Source organism: Cupriavidus sp. TMH.W2 (assembly GCF_050847365.1).
Lineage (GTDB): Bacteria > Pseudomonadota > Gammaproteobacteria > Burkholderiales > Burkholderiaceae > Cupriavidus.
Genome location: NZ_CP193792.1, coordinates 1097647 through 1113617, shown reverse-complemented (window position 1 = coordinate 1113617; position 15971 = coordinate 1097647). Strand labels below are relative to the sequence as shown.

The 15971-nt window shown below is 70.0% G+C and carries 9 protein-coding genes; 6 read left to right on the top strand and 3 right to left on the bottom strand.

Annotation, left to right across the window (positions count from 1 at the left end):
* Positions 1 to 4 precede the first annotated feature (4 nt).
* Both ACREYQ_RS05190 and mprA read left to right on the top strand, forming a co-directional pair.
* Complete coding sequence (locus tag ACREYQ_RS05190) at positions 5 to 457, top strand: hypothetical protein (protein ID WP_432259701.1); 453 nt, start codon at positions 5 to 7, stop codon at positions 455 to 457.
* Between the two features lie 149 nt (positions 458 to 606).
* A complete protein-coding gene (gene mprA, locus ACREYQ_RS05185) occupies positions 607 to 2232 on the top strand; it encodes an MprA protease, GlyGly-CTERM protein-sorting domain-containing form (RefSeq protein WP_432259700.1) in 1626 nt (541 codons plus the stop codon).
* Positions 2233 to 2249: 17 nt separating this feature from the next.
* On the opposite strand, the gene rrtA is transcribed toward mprA, so the two are convergent.
* Both rrtA and glnE read right to left on the bottom strand, forming a co-directional pair.
* Positions 2250 to 2897 carry a rhombosortase gene (gene rrtA, locus ACREYQ_RS05180; protein ID WP_432259699.1) on the bottom strand — a complete coding sequence of 216 codons (648 nt, stop codon included), beginning with the start codon at positions 2895 to 2897 and terminating at the stop codon, positions 2250 to 2252.
* Positions 2887 to 5877, bottom strand: a complete 2991-nt coding sequence (glnE, locus tag ACREYQ_RS05175; RefSeq protein ID WP_432259698.1) for a bifunctional [glutamate--ammonia ligase]-adenylyl-L-tyrosine phosphorylase/[glutamate--ammonia-ligase] adenylyltransferase — start codon at positions 5875 to 5877, stop codon at positions 2887 to 2889. The genes rrtA and glnE overlap by 11 nt, the downstream gene beginning before the upstream one ends.
* A gap of 176 nt (positions 5878 to 6053) precedes the next feature.
* Between glnE and ACREYQ_RS05170 the strand changes: the two genes are divergently transcribed.
* From ACREYQ_RS05170 to ACREYQ_RS05155, 4 genes are all read left to right on the top strand, one after another.
* Complete coding sequence (locus ACREYQ_RS05170; RefSeq protein WP_432259697.1) at positions 6054 to 10367, top strand: YhdP family protein; 4314 nt, start codon at positions 6054 to 6056, stop codon at positions 10365 to 10367.
* A 14-nt stretch (positions 10368 to 10381) separates the two neighbouring features.
* Positions 10382 to 11203 (top strand): carbon-nitrogen hydrolase family protein, encoded by an 822-nt coding sequence (locus ACREYQ_RS05165; RefSeq protein WP_432259696.1) that lies wholly within the window; start codon positions 10382 to 10384, stop codon positions 11201 to 11203.
* A gap of 99 nt (positions 11204 to 11302) precedes the next feature.
* Entirely contained in the window at positions 11303 to 12763 is a 1461-nt protein-coding gene (gene tldD / locus ACREYQ_RS05160) for a metalloprotease TldD (RefSeq protein WP_432259695.1), read from the top strand.
* 467 nt (positions 12764 to 13230) lie between these two features.
* On the top strand, positions 13231 to 14547 hold the full coding sequence (locus ACREYQ_RS05155) for an IS110 family transposase (protein ID WP_432257995.1): 1317 nt from the start codon (positions 13231 to 13233) through the stop codon (positions 14545 to 14547).
* Positions 14548 to 14598: 51 nt separating this feature from the next.
* On the opposite strand, the gene ACREYQ_RS05150 is transcribed toward ACREYQ_RS05155, so the two are convergent.
* The gene (locus tag ACREYQ_RS05150; protein ID WP_432259694.1) at positions 14599 to 15654 is read right to left on the bottom strand and encodes a class I SAM-dependent methyltransferase; all 1056 of its coding nucleotides are present in this window, start codon (positions 15652 to 15654) and stop codon (positions 14599 to 14601) included.
* Positions 15655 to 15971: the final 317 nt, after the last annotated feature.

Below are 15971 nucleotides of genomic sequence, written 5' to 3'. Positions count from 1 at the left end.
CACCATGACCCGCCAAGCGCCGCCTGCCGGCTTCCGGTCCCGCCCGCGCGCCTCGCTGCGCGCCGTGCTGGCCATCGCCACCGCCGCATCGGCCGCACTGCTGGCACTGTCCGCCTGCCAGGCCCAGCCCAAGGCCTCGGCGCCGCCGCCGGGCAGCATCAGCGATGACCGCGCCATCGGCGACATCATGGTCCGCTTCAAGCCGCCGGCGGTGAACCTGTCCGAAGACGCCGGCAAGCTGCTGGCAGAGATCAAGGGCCCGATCCGCTATGTGGTCAAACGCCCGATGTCCGGCGGCGTGTGGCTGGTCACCGCGATCTCGGCGTCGGCGGACGCCACCATGCAGCAGGCGGTCGAGACCCTGCGCGCCACGCCGCGCATCGAGACCGCCGAACCGGACCGGCTGATCAAGCCCAGCCGCAATATCCCCACCAGCCGCGACATGCCGCAAAGCTGAGGCCAGCATTGCATCAGTACGGAAGCCTTGCATTAGGGACAGGAACCGGACCTTCGGTCGCCCTTGCGCAACCCGGCTGGATCGTATTCGCTACATAACATGCCCGGCGCCACCCGAGCCAGAGCGCGCCACGCCCCAGGGAGGAGTACATGCCGCAATCCGCGCAGCCTGTTTTCTGTCGCAGCTTCATGGCCCGCCGTTGGCGGGCAGTCGTCCTGGCCACGGCCGCTGTATGCGGCGCGGCGCCGACCGGCGCGGCACTCGCTGCCGGTGCGCATGCCGCACCGGCCTATACCGGCCATATCATCGTGCGCTGGCGCGACGACACCACGGCCGCAGCCGATGGCATCGGCGCCAGCAAGACCCCCGCTGCCACGGATGCGCTCAAGCAACTGAGCGAACGCACCGGCATCGCCGTCACGGCGCGCCGGGCCATGGGCGGCAACCTGCAGCTGGTGCAAGTGCCCGACGATGTGGCGGCCGACCCGGAAGCGGCCGCGGCCCGGCTGCGCCAGGACCCGCGCATCGCCGATGCCGTGCCCGACCGCTGGCTGAAGCTGCATGACACCCTGCCCAACGATCCCGAGTTCCAGGTCAACCAGCCCTACCTGATGGGCACGGGCACCGCGGTGGGCGGCGCCAACCTGCCGCGCGCGTGGGACCGCAGCCGCGGCAGCAGCGGCGTGGTGATCGCGGTCGTGGACACTGGCTACCTGCCACACCCCGACCTGGCGGCGCGGCTGCTGCCGGGGTACGACTTCATCAGCAACCCCACCATCTCCAATGACGGCGACGGGCGTGACAGCGACCCGACCGACGCCGGCGACAACGTCCCGGCCGGCTTCACCTGTCCCGGCAGTTCCACGCCCACGCAGACGGCCACCTATAACAGCTGGCATGGCACGCGCGTGGCGGGCGTGCTGGGCGCGCTGACCAATAACGGGCGGGACATCGCCGGCGTCGACTGGAACGCGCGCATCCTGCCGGTGCGCGTCTCGGGGCGCTGCGGCGCGCTGCTGTCCGATACCGTCGACGGCATGCGCTGGGCCGGGGGCCTGTCGGTGCCGAACGTACCGGACAACCCGACGCCGGCGCGCGTCGTCAATATCAGCCTGGGCGGTGGCACTTGCAGCAGCATCGAGCAGCAAGCCGTCAACGACCTGAATGCGCGCGGCGTGGTGGTGGTGGCCGCCGCGGGCAACAACCGCGGCGCAGTAGAAGCGCCGGCCGACTGCAGCGGCGTGATCGCGGTCACCGCGCATGCCAATGACGGCGAGAATGCCAGCTATGCCAATGTCGGACCGCAGGTCACGCTCAGCGCGCCGGGAGGGGGGTGCGGCAACTCGAAGCTTGTCAATGGCCAGTGCACGGTCACGCCCTCGGTCATTCGCACCCTGAGCAACGACGGCAAGACTTCCCTTGGCAATTATGTCGTGTCGTCGTCTGCAGGTACCAGCTTCGCCGCGCCGATGGTCTCGGGCGTGGTGTCGCTGATGTTCGCGGTCAACGGCGCGCTGACGCCGGCCCAGGTCACGGCAGCGCTGAAGGCTTCGGCGCGCCCGCACCCTTCGGGCACCTATTGCACCACCAATCCCGGCGTGTGCGGCGCCGGGCTGCTCGATGCCGACGGCGCGTTGCTGGCAGCAGCGAATACGCCGGCAGCGCCTGCACCAGCCTCGAATGGCGGTGGTGGCGGCGGCGCGGTGGCGCCCTGGACCGCGCTGCTGCTGGCAGTGGCCGGCCTGCTCACCTTCGCGCTGCGGCGCCGCGTGTAGCAGCCAGCCGGGGCGGCTCAGGCGGCAGCGCCGTTGCCGCGCGCCGGCCGCCGCGCCAGCCACCACTCCTGCAAGACCCAGCACAGCAGGCCGGCCACCGCGCCGGCCGCGTGCGCGGCGCGCACCACGCCAAAGCCCCAGGCCGGACTGAACACCACCGGCGCCAGCCAGGATTGTTCCACCCAGACCTTGGCCAGCACGCCCAGGCACAGCAGCACGCCGGTGGCGCGCGCCAGGCCCGGTGCCCGCAACAGCCCGAGCGCACCCCACAGCGCCAGCCCGTGCAAGGCGCCCGAGAGCCCGCCATACCAGGCGATCGCCGGCACGCGCAGCAGCACCACCTGCACGGCAATGCCGCAGGCGACCAGCACCAGCAACAGGCTGCGCGCGCGCGCCACGCGCGCGGAGATGGCCAGCACGCCGGTCGCGGCCAACGCATCGGCCAGCCAGTGATGCGCGTCCAGGTGTACCCACATGGCCGTGGCCAGGCGCCACCACTGCCCGTCCACCCGCACCGCATCGCGCAGGTACAGGCCGTGCGCGTGCCACCACGGCATGAAGGTGAAGCAGGCCGACAGCGCCCACACCAGCGCGATCGCCGCGAGCAGCCCCGGCCACGATGCCCCGGCGGGTGCCGGCGGGCCTGCCGCGGGGTCAGCCCTCACCGAACACGGCCTGCCACAGCGCGCGCACCTGCGCGGTCTGCGCGGCCACCGACGCCGGCGCCACGCGCGCGTGGGCCTGGCCGTCGAGGCGCAGCTGGTGCTGGCGTGCGCGGAACAGCCGGTAGGCATCGCCCACCGCCAGGGCCAGCGCGGCATCGATCAGGCCCAGCTCGCCGGCTTCGCGCAGCAGCGCGATATTGCCGGCGTTGCGCGTCAGCTGCGGATGCCCGCGGCTGTGCAGCAGCACCAGGTACTGCACCGTGAATTCGATATCGACCATGCCGCCGCGATCGTGCTTCAGGTCGAACAGGTCGGTCGGATTGGGATGGCCTTCGGCAACCTTGTGGCGCATCTGCACGATCTCGCCGCGCAGCGCGCCGGCATCGCGCTCCTGGCACAGCACCTCGTCGCGCAGCGCCTCGAAGCGGGCGCCGATGGCGGCGTCGCCCGCGCAGAAGCGCGCGCGCGTCAGCGCCTGGTGTTCCCACACCCAGGCGGTGTTGTCGCCCTCGCGCAGCTGGTAGCGGCGGAACGCATCGAAGCTGGTCACCAGCAGGCCGGCCGCGCCGTTGGGGCGCAGCCGCGTGTCGACATCGAACAGCGCGCCGGCCGCGGTATGGCTGGTGAGCCAGGTGATCAGGCGGCGCGCATAGGCGGCGTAGACATCGGGCGCGCGCTCGTGCTCGTCGTCATAGAGGAAGATGATGTCCAGGTCCGAGGCATAGCCCAGCTCCTTGCCGCCCAGCCGGCCGTAGGCGATCACCGCGAAGCGCGGGGCCTCCCGGTGCCGCGTGGCCAGCTGGCGCCAGACCGTTTCCAGGGTGGCCTCGAGCATGGCATCGGCCAGGTCCGACAGGCGGTCGGCCACCTGCTCCACCGTCAGCATGCCCTGCAGGTCCTGCAGCAGCACGCGGAAGGTCTCGACATGGTGCTCGCGCCGCAGGATGTCCATCTGCTGCTCGATCTGTCCTTCGGCGGCCAGCAGCCGTTCATGCAGCCGCTTGCGGAAGGCGGCCCAGTCGGGCGCGCCGGCCAGCGCGTCGCTGTCGAGCAGTTCGTCCAGCAACTGCGGATGGCGCGTCAGGTAGGCTGCGGCCCAGCGCGAGGCATGCAGCGTCTGCGCGACGCGGTCCATCGCCTGCGGGTATTCGGACAACAGCGACAGGTAGGAGGCGCGGCGGCTGATCGCCTCCAGGAAATCGATAAAGCGCGCGATGGTGCTGTCGGCATCGTCCTGGCGCGCGGCCAGGTCCAGCGCGCGGTTCACCAGCTGGTCGAAGCGCGCGCGGCTGGATTCGGACAGCGCGCGATAGCGCAGCGACGAGGCGATCGCGCGCAGCCGGTCCAGCAGCCCGGTGCAATCGGTGAAGCCGGCGGCCTGCAGCCGATCGCACGGCGCGGCGCCGTCGCCTTCGCTGTCGGCCTCGTCTTCCAGCGGGTTGTCCTGCGCGCGCGCGGCATTGTCGTCCATGACGATGCCCGGCCACAGGGCCTCGCACGGCCCGGCATCCGGACTGGAAAAGGTGGCTTCGAACTGCTGCGCGACGGGGTCTTGCAGCGCCGCCAGCCGTGCCAGCAGCCCGGGCCAGTCGGTGCAGCCCATCATCCGGGCCACCGCCAGTTGCTCGTCGGGCGAAGTCGGCAGGTGGTGGGTCTGGGCGTCGTCGCGGTACTGCAACCGGTGTTCAAGCTGGCGCAGGAAGCGGTAGGCATCGCCCAGCTGCCCGGCCTGGCCGGCGGGCAGCAGGCCGCGCTCGACCGCCACCGCCAGCACTTCCAGCGTTGGCCGTATCCGCAGCGCGGGATCCTGTCCGCCGCGGATCAGCTGGAACACCTGCGCCATGAATTCGATCTCGCGGATGCCGCCGCGCCCCAGCTTGATATTGAACGAGCGCTGGTTGACACCGTGCCCGGCCAGCCCGCCGCTGCGCTTGGCGGCCTCGCTGCGGATCTGCGCGTGCAGCGAGCGGATCGCGGCGATCACGCCGTAGTCCAGGTAGCGCCGGAACACGAACGGCGTGGTCAGCCGCGCCAGCAGGCCGGCGGTGCGCTGCGCATGCGGCGTGCCGAGCGCCGACACCACGCGGCCCTTGATCCAGGCATAGCGCTCCCACTCCCGGCCCTGCACCACCAGGTATTCCTCCAGCATGCCCAGGCTGCACGCCAGCGGGCCGGCGTCGCCGTTGGGGCGCAGCCGCATGTCGACGCGGAACACGTAGCCGTCGGCGGTGACCTCGGCCAGCAGGTTGATCAGCCGGCGGCCGAGGCGGATGAAGTACTCGTGGTTGGACAGGCTGCGCGAGCCGCCCTGGGTCTCGCCGTCCTCGTCGTAGAGGAAGATCAGGTCGATATCGGACGAGACATTGAGCTCGCGCCCGCCCAGCTTGCCCATGCCCACCACCACCAGTTCCTGCACCTCGCCGCTCTGGGCGCCGACCGGGCGGCCGAAGGTGGCGGCCAGGTCGTCGCCCAGCATCGCCAGGCCATGCTGGATCGCCAGCTCGGCCAGGTCGGTCATGGCGCCGGTGACCTCGCCCAGCGTCGCCAGGCCGCGCAGGTCGCGCTCGATCACCGCGCACATGACCTCGGCGCGCAGCCGGCGCAGGGTGCGCTTGGCGGCTTCCTCGGCGTCGGCCGAGGGCTCGTGCAGCGCCTGCAGCCGGGCCTGCATCCAGTCGCGCGTGAGCGGCTGCGCCACCGCGGCGGCGAGGATGGCGGGCAGGTCGGGCCGGGCCTGCAGCACGCGGCGCGCGTAGTGCGAATACGCAGCCGAGTACAATACGTGGCCGCCTGCCTGGGCACCCTCGTCATCCGGCCGCAGACCCTGCGCCGCAGTGACGGCAAAGGCACCGGCGGCCATGCCGCCAGGGCCCTGCGCAGCCGCAGGATCCGGCCGGTTGGCCGGATCCTGGGTGGCGCGCGCGCCATGTTGGTCAGCAGCGTCGCCAGCGGCGGAACTCGTCGGATCAGAGGCAGTCATTCCAGTATTTGAAATGCGAGAAAAGGTGCGGCCAGAGGTGCGCCCGATGCCAGCGCCCCGCTGCACGCGCAGCGGGCGCGCCATCGTCACCTGCGGTGCGCGCAGCTTGCGCGTTCTTGTTTCAGCCGGCCGGGCACCAGATTGGAGAGCGGCTAGTATTGTCGGATAATCTGCGCATGTCCAGCCGCGCCCCACAACCCGCTGACAGTTCTCCCCCCAATGGCGGCGCGGGTGGGCACGAGGCCGCCTCCACGCTGCCGGCCTCGGCCACCATGAGCTCCCAGGGAATCGACGCCAGCGGCGCCCCGCGCAAGCCCTCTGCCGGCGCCCGCGCGGGTGCGTTCGCGCGCGCCGGCGCCCGCGCCATGGTCGCGGCCGTGCGCCACCCCGTCTGGCGCGGCCTTGGGCGCGCGCTGATGCGCCTGGCGCTGGTGCTGGCCGCGCTGGTGCTGGTGGCAGGCCTGCTGATCCGCTTTGTGCTGTGGCCGCAGGCTTCGACCGCGCGCCAGTGGCTGGAAGAGCGCAGCTCGGTGGCGCTGTCGGCCAAGGTCAGCATCGGCTCGCTCGATACCTACTGGGACGGCTGGCACCCCGCCTTCCGCGCCCGCGGCCTGCGCGCCGTGGATGCCCGGCAGCACACGCTGGTTGCGGCCGCCACGCTCGACGGCAAGCTGGCGTGGCGTTCGCTGTTCAGCATGGACCTGCAGTTCGTCAGCCTGAGCGCGACCGGCACCGACATCCTGGTGCGCCGCACGCCCGAGGGCCAGTTGCTGGTCGGCGGCATGGTGGTCGATTCGCCCGGCGGCCTGCAGGACGACGCCCGCTTCCTGGGCTGGCTGATGTCGCAGGGACGCGTGGCGCTTTCAGACGGCAGGCTGCGCTGGCTGGACGAGAAGGCGGGCCTGCCCCAGCTCGACATCGGCGAGATCCGCCTCGACACCCGCCGCGAGGGCGCGCGCCACACGCTCAGGCTGGAAGCGAGCTCGCCGGCACTGGGGCCGCGCCCGCTGGTGGTGCAGTCCGAGTTCCGCAACGACTACCTGCGCAGCGCCGGCAACTGGCGCTACTGGACCGGCCAGGCCAGCTGGGACCTCAGCCAGCTGCAGTTGCCGGTGTTGCAGCGCTACCTGCTGATGTTCGAGCGGGTCGCCAGCGGCACCTTCAGCACCGACGGCAGCATCGAGTTCCGCCAGGGGCGCATCGTGCGCAGCCAGACGCGGCTGCGCGCCAGCGGCGTCGACCTGCTGCTGGCCGGCGCCGCCGCGCCGCTGCGGCTGGCTAACGCGCAGGCCTTCCTGCTGCACCGGACCGAGCGCGACGGCAGCAACCTGCTGACCGTCGACACGCTGCTCTGGCAACCCCTGCAAGCCCGGCCGCCCGCCCAGCCAGCCGACGGCGACGTACCCGCCGCCGACAGCAGCTGGCGCGAAGGCATGCGCAAGGTCACCATCGGCTGGGCCAACGCCAGCGATGGCAGCCTGCGCAAGTTCACGCTGAAGGCACCCTCGCTGGACCTGAACACGGTGCGCGCGCTGGCCACCTCGATGCCGATCGATACCGCCGTGCTGCGCCGCCTGCGCGCGCTGCAGCCGGCCGGCCACCTCGACAACCTCAACGTCACCTGGAGCCGCGAGCGCGCCGGCATGCTCGAGCGCGGCGGCGGCAAGCCGCACTACAGCATCCAGGGCACGCTGCGCAATGTCTCCGTCAACGGGCAGCCCGCCGTGCCGGCAGTGGACGCCGACGGCCACCCGCGGCTGGGCACGCCCGGCTTCTCGCACCTGTCGGGCACCTTCGCCTTCGACGACCAGCAAGGCAATGCGCGCTTCGAGGGCAACGACGCGGCGCTGGTGCTGCCGGGGCTGTTCGAGGATCCGCGACTGCCGTTCGACCAGATCGGCGGCGAGGTGCGCTGGCAGCACAGCGGCGGCAAGCTCGTGGTCACGCTGGAGGGTGTCCGCTTTGCCAATGCCGACGCCGCCGGTTCGGTGCGCGGCACCTGGCGCGAAGGCGGCGACGGCACCTCCGGCATCGCCGACCTTGCCGGCGACATGACGCGTGCCAGGGTCGCGCGCGTGCCGCGCTACCTGCCGCTGAGCATCCCGGCCGGCACCCGGCATTACCTGGACGGCGCGCTCGCGGGCGGCGAAGCGGCCGGTGTCAGCTTCGTGCTGCGCGGCGACCTGGCGCACTTCCCCTTCCACGCGCCGCATGAAAAGGCCGGCGAGTTCCGCGTCGAGGTGCCGATCGAACACGTCAGCTACCAGATCGCCCCGCATGAAGCCGCAACCGCGGCCGGCACCACGGGCGGCGCGCCGCCCTGGCCGCCGTTTACCGATATCGCCGGCCGCGTGGTGTTCGACCGCGGCGGCATGACCTTCCTGGCGCGCCGGGCGACGGTTCAGGACATCGCCGGGGTCACGCTGCAGGATGTCAGCGGCCGCATCGACGACCTCAGCCCGCGCGGCAAGCTGGTGATCGACGGCAGCGCCAGCGGGCCGGTGCAGGGCTTCCTGCGCTATATCGGCGCCTCGCCGGTGCGCGAATGGACCGCGCACGTCGCCGACGCGGCCCAGGCCCGCGGCAACGGCGAGCTGAAGCTGAAGCTCGACATGCCGCTGGAGCACGCCAGCGCGGCCACGGTGGAAGGCCGCTTCCGCTTTCCCGGCAACGATGTCGTGCTCAGCCCGCAGCTGCCGCAACTGGGCAACGCCAACGGCGCCATCACCTTCAACGAGCGCGGCTTCGGGCTGGAGAACATGCGCGCCCGCCTCCTCGGCGGCGACGTCCGTCTGGGCGGCGGCACCCAGCCGGACGGCGCCACGCGCGTGACCGCCAGCGGCCAGGCCTCGGCCGCCGGGCTGCGCGAGGCCGCCGCCAACTCGGCGCTGGCGCAGCTGGCCGGGCGGCTCGAAGGCAGCACCGGCTACAGTGCGGTGATCAGCACGCGCGAGCACCAGTTCCAGGTGCAGATCAGCTCCGAACTCAGCGGCATGGCCATCAACCTGCCCGCGCCGCTGGCCAAGGCCGCGGCACCCGAGCTGCCGTTGCGCGTGGAACTGCGCCCCGCCGGCAGCCAGGTCCGCGCCGGCACCAACGAACTGGCAGTGCAACTGGGCAATGCGCTGAACGCGCGCTACCTGCTGCGCCGGGATGGTGGCAGCAATGGCATCGAGGTGCTTGCCGGCGGCATCGGCGTGCAGCAGGCGTCGCCACTGCCGGCAGCCGGCGTCAGCGTTGCCGCCACCTTCGACGAGCTCGATATCGATGCCTGGCGCGCGGCTTTCGCCGACAGTAATGCCGGCAGCGCCGGCCCCGCCGGCGATGCGCCCTCCCCGTTCATGCCCGGCCGCATTGCGCTGCGCGCGCGCGCGCTGCACGGCATGGGCCGCACGCTGGACGACGTCACCCTGGACGCCAGCCGCGAAGCCGACGGCTGGGATGCGAAGGTCGACTCGCGCCAGGTGGCCGGCGCGTTGCAATGGCGCCCGGCCGGGCCGTCGGCCACGGGTTCGCTGCGGCTGCGGCTGGCACGCCTGAACGTGCCCGATGCCAACGACGAGCGCAACGTGGTGGATGCGCTCGCCGGCAGCATCGACGAGCTGCCCGCGATCGACCTGGTGGCCGACCAGTTCATGCTGCGCGGGCACGATTTCGGCAAGCTGGAAGTCAAGGCACATACAGGCACCAGCGGCGCCGACCCGGTCTGGACGCTGGACAAGCTGCAGATCGAGCAGCCCGGCGCCACCCTGACCGGCAGCGGCAGCTGGCGCGTGCCGCGCCGCCTGCGCGCCGACGGCAATGCCGAGCGCCGCACGCTGCTGTCGTTCGCCATCGACGTGCGCGACGCCGGTGCCACGCTGGACCGGCTTGGACTGGCGCACACGCTGAGCGACGGCAAGGGCAAGCTGGAGGGCCGCGTGGCCTGGCGCGGCTCGCCGCTGTCAATCGACTATCCGACGCTGTCGGGCAAGCTGTCGCTGGACCTGGAAAACGGCCAGATCCTGAGTGTGGAGCCCGGCGCCGCGCGCCTGCTGGGCGTGCTCAGCCTGCAGGGCCTGCTGCGCTTTGCCACGCTGGACTTCCGCACCCTGTCGGGCCGCGGGCTGCTGTTCGACCGCATTACCGGCAGCGGCACCATCGAAAACGGCGTGGGCACGATCCAGGACTTCAATCTCAAGAGCCCGCAGATCATCGCCAGCATGAGCGGCACCGCCAACCTGCTGCGCGAGACGCAGGACCTGCGCGTGGAGGTGGTGCCGCGCATCAACGCCACTTCCACCTCGATCGCCGCGGCCTTTATCAACCCGGCACTGGGCATCGGCACGCTCGCCGCCCAGCTGCTGTTCGCCGACGAGTTCTCCAGGATGTTCACCCAGCGCTACCGCATCGCCGGCACCTGGGCCAACCCGCAGGTCGGCAAACTGGAGGACAATAAGGCGCCAGCCCCGACCCTCCCGAACCGTGCGGATCCCGCCTTCCCGCGCTGAGGAAAACAACGCCCATGACCGCCCCCGCCCCGTTCCGCGTTGCCGCCGTCCAGACCGTGACCGGCACCTCGCTCGACGCCAATCTCGCGCGCGCCGATGCGCTGATCGCCGAGGCCGCCGCCGGCGGCGCGCAACTGGTGCTGCTGCCCGAGTACTTCTGCATGATGGGCCGCTCCGAATCCGACAAGGTGGCCGTGCGCGAGCACGACGGCGACGGTCCGGTGCAGCAGTTCCTGGCCGATGCGGCGCGCCGCCACGGCATCTGGCTGGTCGGCGGCACGCTGCCGATGTGGTGCGACGACCCGGCGCGGGTGTACAACACCTCGCTCGCCTTCGACCCGCGCGGCGAGCGCGTGGCGCGCTACGACAAGATCCACCTGTTCGGCTTTACCCGCGGCGCCGAGAGCTACGACGAGTCGCGCACCATCCTGGCCGGGCGCACGCCGGTGAGCTTTGATGCGCCGTGCGGCCGCGTGGCGATGTCGGTGTGCTACGACCTGCGCTTTCCGGAGCTGTACCGGGGCCTGGCCGCGGACGGGGGCGCCAGCCTGATTCTGATGCCGGCCGCCTTCACCTACACCACGGGGCAGGCGCACTGGGAGATCCTGCTGCGCGCCCGCGCCATCGAGAATCAATGCTACGTGCTGGCGGCGGCACAAGGCGGCAAGCACGAGAATGGCCGGCGCACCTGGGGCCATTCGATGCTGGTCGACCCGTGGGGCGAAGTGCTGGCGATGCTGCCTGAAGGCGAAGGCGTGGTCGGCGGCGTCATCGACCCTGCCCGCCTGGACGAAGTCCGGCAGAACCTGCCGGCATTGCGACACCGGGTGCTGTAGCATGTACGCAAACGCGGGGGCCGCCACCGGCGCCCGCCCAGAGGATTTATTGCCGCGCCGGCCGCAAGCCGGCGCGCCCCCAGCAAGAAAGGACATCTCATGAACGCCGGCGATCTCGGAATCCGCAACCTGGCCACCGCGCAGCAACTGCTGCTGGCGCCGTACGGCCTGGACGAGGCCAGGCTCCAGCGCGTGCTGGCCGATATCTTCACGCACAAGGTCGACTATGCCGACCTGTACTTCCAGTACACCCGCAACGAGGCGTGGAGCCTGGAAGAAGGCATCGTCAAGTCGGGCAGCTTCAGCATCGACCAGGGCGTGGGCGTGCGCGCGGTCTCGGGCGACCGCACCGCCTTCGCCTATTCGGACGACATCAGCCTGGCGGCGCTGTCGCAGGCCGCGGCGGCCACGCGCACCATCGGCCGTGCCGGCAGCGGCCGCGTCAAGGTGGCCGGCGAGCTGGCCACGCACGCCGGACGCAACCTGTACACGCCCAACGACCCGCTCGAATCCATGAGCGCGGCGGAGAAAGTCGCGCTGCTGGAGCGCGTCGAGCGCATGGCGCGCGCCAAGGACCCGCGCGTGGTGCAGGTGATGGCAGGCCTGGCCGGCGAGTACGACGTGGTGCTGGTGGCGCGCAGCGACGGCGTGATCGCCGCCGACGTGCGCCCGCTGGTGCGGGTCTCGGTCACGGTGATCGCCGAACAGGGCGGGCGCCGCGAGATCGGCTCCTCCGGCGGCGGCGGCCGCTATGCCTACGGCTACTTCACCGACGAGCTGCTGCAGAAGTACGTGGATGAAGCCGTCTCGTCGGCGCTGGTCAACCTGGACGCGCGCCCGGCGCCGGCCGGCGCGATGACCGTGGTGCTGGGCCCGGGCTGGCCCGGCGTGCTGCTGCACGAAGCCGTCGGCCACGGCCTGGAGGGCGACTTCAACCGCAAGGGCTCGTCGGCCTTTGCCGGCCGCATGGGCGAACGCGTCGCGGCCAGGGGCGTGACCGTGGTCGACGACGGCACGCTGGCCAACCGCCGCGGCTCGCTCAACCTGGACGACGAAGGCAACCCGACCCAGTGCACCACGCTGATCGAGGACGGCATCCTGCGCGGCTATATCCAGGACACGCTGAACGCGCGCCTGATGAAGATGCCTGTCACCGGCAACGCGCGCCGCGAAAGCTATGCCGCGCTGCCGATGCCGCGCATGACCAACACCTACATGCTCAACGGCGACAAGGACCCGCAGGAGATCCTAGCCAGCGTCAAGCGCGGCCTGTATGCGGTCAACTTCGGCGGCGGCCAGGTGGATATCACCAACGGCAAGTTCGTGTTCTCGGCCAGCGAGGCCTACATGATCGAGGACGGCAAGATCACCTACCCGGTCAAGGGCGCGACGCTGGTCGGCAACGGCCCGGAATCGCTCAAGGACGTGACCATGATCGGCAACGACATGCGCCTCGACTCGGGCGTAGGCGTGTGCGGCAAGGAAGGCCAGAGCGTGCCGGTGGGCGTGGGCCAGCCGACGCTGCGCATCGAGAACATGACGGTGGGCGGCACGGCCTGAGCAAGCAATCACACGGAGCGAACCCAACTGTTTTGGGTGCCCCAAGCCGTCCGAGCTAGCCTAAGCAAGGTGTTCTCCCTCTCCCCTCATGGGGAGAGGGCCGGGGTGAGGGGTGGTTTAGCCAGGAACCACAAAAAGCGGGGCCAACGGTTTTTTCCAGCATAGCGGCTTCGGTAGACGCCCACCCCCACCCCTCTCCCGCAGGCGGGAGAGACCGCCGCATGCGGCCCATGCCGACTTGCCGTACCAGGAACCAGTACTACAGTGGTTGATACTCGGCATGACGCGCAGTGTGGCCGCGTCCCCTCTGGTGCACATTCTGTCGCCCGTGGGAGAGACTGGCTCCGGCAGATGACATTCGGCTTGTTTGGTGAGCGTTGTTAGCTTCCCGCTAGGTAGGTTTGTTTCCATTTTTGTGTCTACCGGGCACGTTGGCGCCGAGCCTTCCGAGCAAGAGGAGGCCGCAGATGAAAACGCTACCGATATTGGATGAACGCGCCACCGGCATCGACGTGGGCAGCCAGAAGTTGCACGTGTCCATCGCGGGTGACACGCCACGGGTCTTTGGCACCATGACCCAAGACGTGTCGATGCTGATCAACTGGCTGCGTGATGAAGGCGTGCGCTCGGTGGCCATGGAGGCGACCGGGGTGTACTGGCTATACCTGTACGGCGCGCTCGAGGCCGCCGGCATCACGGTTCTGGTGGTCAATGGCCGGCAGGTACGCAATCTGCCCGGACGCAAGACCGACATGGCCGACTGTCAGTGGCTGGCCACGCTGCATGCGCACGGTCTGCTGCACTCCGGCTTCGTGCCCCCGGCCGCCATCCGCCGGCTGCAGGACTATTTGCGCCTGCGCCAGGATCACATCACGATGGCCGCTAGCCACGTGCAACACATGCAAAAGGCGCTCGAGCGCATGAACATCAAGTTCCATGCGGTCATCAGCGACCTCACCGGTGTCAGTGGGCTCAAGGTCATCGAGGCCATCCTGGCCGGTCAGCGCGATCCCGCCTGCCTGCTGACGCTATGCGACGTGCAAATCCGCAAGCACAAGGCCGATCGGGTCAAGGAATCGTTGCGCGGCATGTGGAAGGACGAACATCTGTTTGCCCTACGCCAAGCCTTTGAGGGGTGGCAGTTCTACCAACACCAGATCGCCGAATGCGATCGCGCGATTGAACAGGTGCTGCACGAGCTCAGCGGCCCGCACCGTGACGACGATCCGGCGGCCTCGCCGGCCAAGCCGGGTGGCACGCATACGCCCAAGATCGACGGCCTGCACCGCATGCTGCTGCAACTGTGCGGCGGCAATGATCCCACCCAACTGCCGGGGCTGGCCGACTACTCGCTGCTGCTGGTCATCGGCGAGGTCGGCACCGACTTGAGCCGTTGGCCCAGCGAAAAACACTTCACGGCGTGGACCGGGCTCGCCCCCGGCGCCCATCAGAGTGGCAAGCGCCATGGCCACCAGTCCCGCCACCGCAACCGCACCGGTGAACTGTTCTGCCACATGGCACGCAGCCTGGCCAACAGCGTAGACAAGGCCCTGGGCGGCTTCTATCGCCGCCTCAAGGCCCGCCGGGGCGGACTCATCGCCAACAAGGCGCTCGCCCGCAAGCTCGCTGCCTTGTTCTGGCAGACCATGGTCAAGGGCGCAGACTACGTCGAAAAAGGCCTGCGGCATTACCAGGCCCGCGCCGCGCAGTCCGAACAGTGCGTACTGCGCAAGCTCGCGCTGAAACATGGTCTGGCTCTCGTGCCAGTAAAAACAATGGGTTAGCGAAGGTTCCTAGGTAGGGGAGCCTGCCGCAAGCGCAATCGGCAATCACACTTACGGCCGCACCTCGTACACCAGGTTGAACGGCGTCTGCGCCGCGCGGCGGAAGCTGCGGAAGCCGGCCCGCTCCGCCACCCCGCGCATGCGCGCCTCGCCCGCCTGCGCGCCCAGGCACAAGCCGACTTCCTGCGAGCGCGACGCCGGCGTGCAGATAAAGGTGGACGCGGAATAGAACACCCGGCCCACCGGATTCAGGTTCTGCTCCAGCGTGTCGTTGGCAAACGGCTCCACGATCATCCACGTGCCATCGGCGCGCAGGGTCTCGCGCACGTGGCGCGCAGCGCCGACCGGATCGCCCATGTCGTGCAAGCAGTCGAACACCGCTACCAGGTCATAGTCCTTGCCGCCAAAGTCTTTGGCGCTGGCCACTTCGAAGCGCACACGCTCGGCCACGCCGGCGCGGCGCGCGGCTTCAGTGGCATGGCGCACCGAAGGCTCGTGGTAGTCAAAGCCGATAAAGCGCGATGCCGGAAACGCCTGCGCCATGATGATGGTCGAGGCCCCATGGCCGCAGCCCACGTCCGCCACCGTCGCGCCGGCCCTGAGCCGCGCCTCCATGCCGTCCAGCGCGGGAATCCATTCGGAAACGAGGTGCGCCGAGTAGCCGGGCCGGAAGAAACGCTCGGTGCCGTGGAACAGCGCGGGATCATGCTCGTGCCAGCCCAGCCCGCGGCCGTTGCGGAAGATATCGATCATCTTCGGGATGGCGCGGAACTGCGCCACTGCGATCTGGAACGCGCCGGGGATGAAGGCCGGACTGCCCTCCTGCGCCAGCGCATAGGCCTGCTCCTCGTTCAGGCTGAACTGGCCGGACGCCGGGTCATAGTCGACGTAACCGCTGGCCGCCTGGGCCGACAGCCATTCGCGCAGGTAGCGTTCGTCGGTATGGGTCTTTGCCGCCAGCACTTCGGCGGTCATTGCTTTTTCCGCCAGGGCCTTGTACAGGCCGAGTTCATCGCCGACGACCACGGTCGCGGCATGCATCACCGCGCCGATATCGTTGACGAATTTTTCCATGAAGGCATTCAGCCTCGCTTCATCGACGCTCATGATGCACCTCCCCGTGCGCACTGCTCCCCGGTTCCAATATAGCCCCCGGACATGGGGGGGAAAGCCGAAAAGCAACGGCGGCACAAGGCTTGCGCGGTATCGCTGCAAGCCGCCGGCGATCGGTGCGCCAGCGCACCGCATGGCGTCATCGACACTTGCCAACCCCGGCAAAAGGCGCTATAAAGATGCTTCGTCGCGCGACAAGCAACCGATGCGCGGCGAAAATTGACCGACCGGCGCGCAATTTCCTGCCTTTCTGCCACGCAGTGCAGCATAAATTCAGCGCCCGCGAAGAAAATCGATTCAAGCTGACCCAA

Coding starts and splice junctions, on each gene's coding strand:
- ACREYQ_RS05190 (WP_432259701.1), top strand. CDS start 5: ATGACCCGCCAAGCGCCGCCTGCCGGCTTCCGGTCCCGCCCGCGCGCC.
- mprA (WP_432259700.1), top strand. CDS start 607: ATGCCGCAATCCGCGCAGCCTGTTTTCTGTCGCAGCTTCATGGCCCGC.
- glnE (WP_432259698.1), bottom strand. CDS start 5,877: ATGACTGCCTCTGATCCGACGAGTTCCGCCGCTGGCGACGCTGCTGAC.
- ACREYQ_RS05170 (WP_432259697.1), top strand. CDS start 6,054: ATGTCCAGCCGCGCCCCACAACCCGCTGACAGTTCTCCCCCCAATGGC.
- ACREYQ_RS05165 (WP_432259696.1), top strand. CDS start 10,382: ATGACCGCCCCCGCCCCGTTCCGCGTTGCCGCCGTCCAGACCGTGACC.
- tldD (WP_432259695.1), top strand. CDS start 11,303: ATGAACGCCGGCGATCTCGGAATCCGCAACCTGGCCACCGCGCAGCAA.
- ACREYQ_RS05155 (WP_432257995.1), top strand. CDS start 13,231: ATGAAAACGCTACCGATATTGGATGAACGCGCCACCGGCATCGACGTG.
- ACREYQ_RS05150 (WP_432259694.1), bottom strand. CDS start 15,654: ATGAGCGTCGATGAAGCGAGGCTGAATGCCTTCATGGAAAAATTCGTC.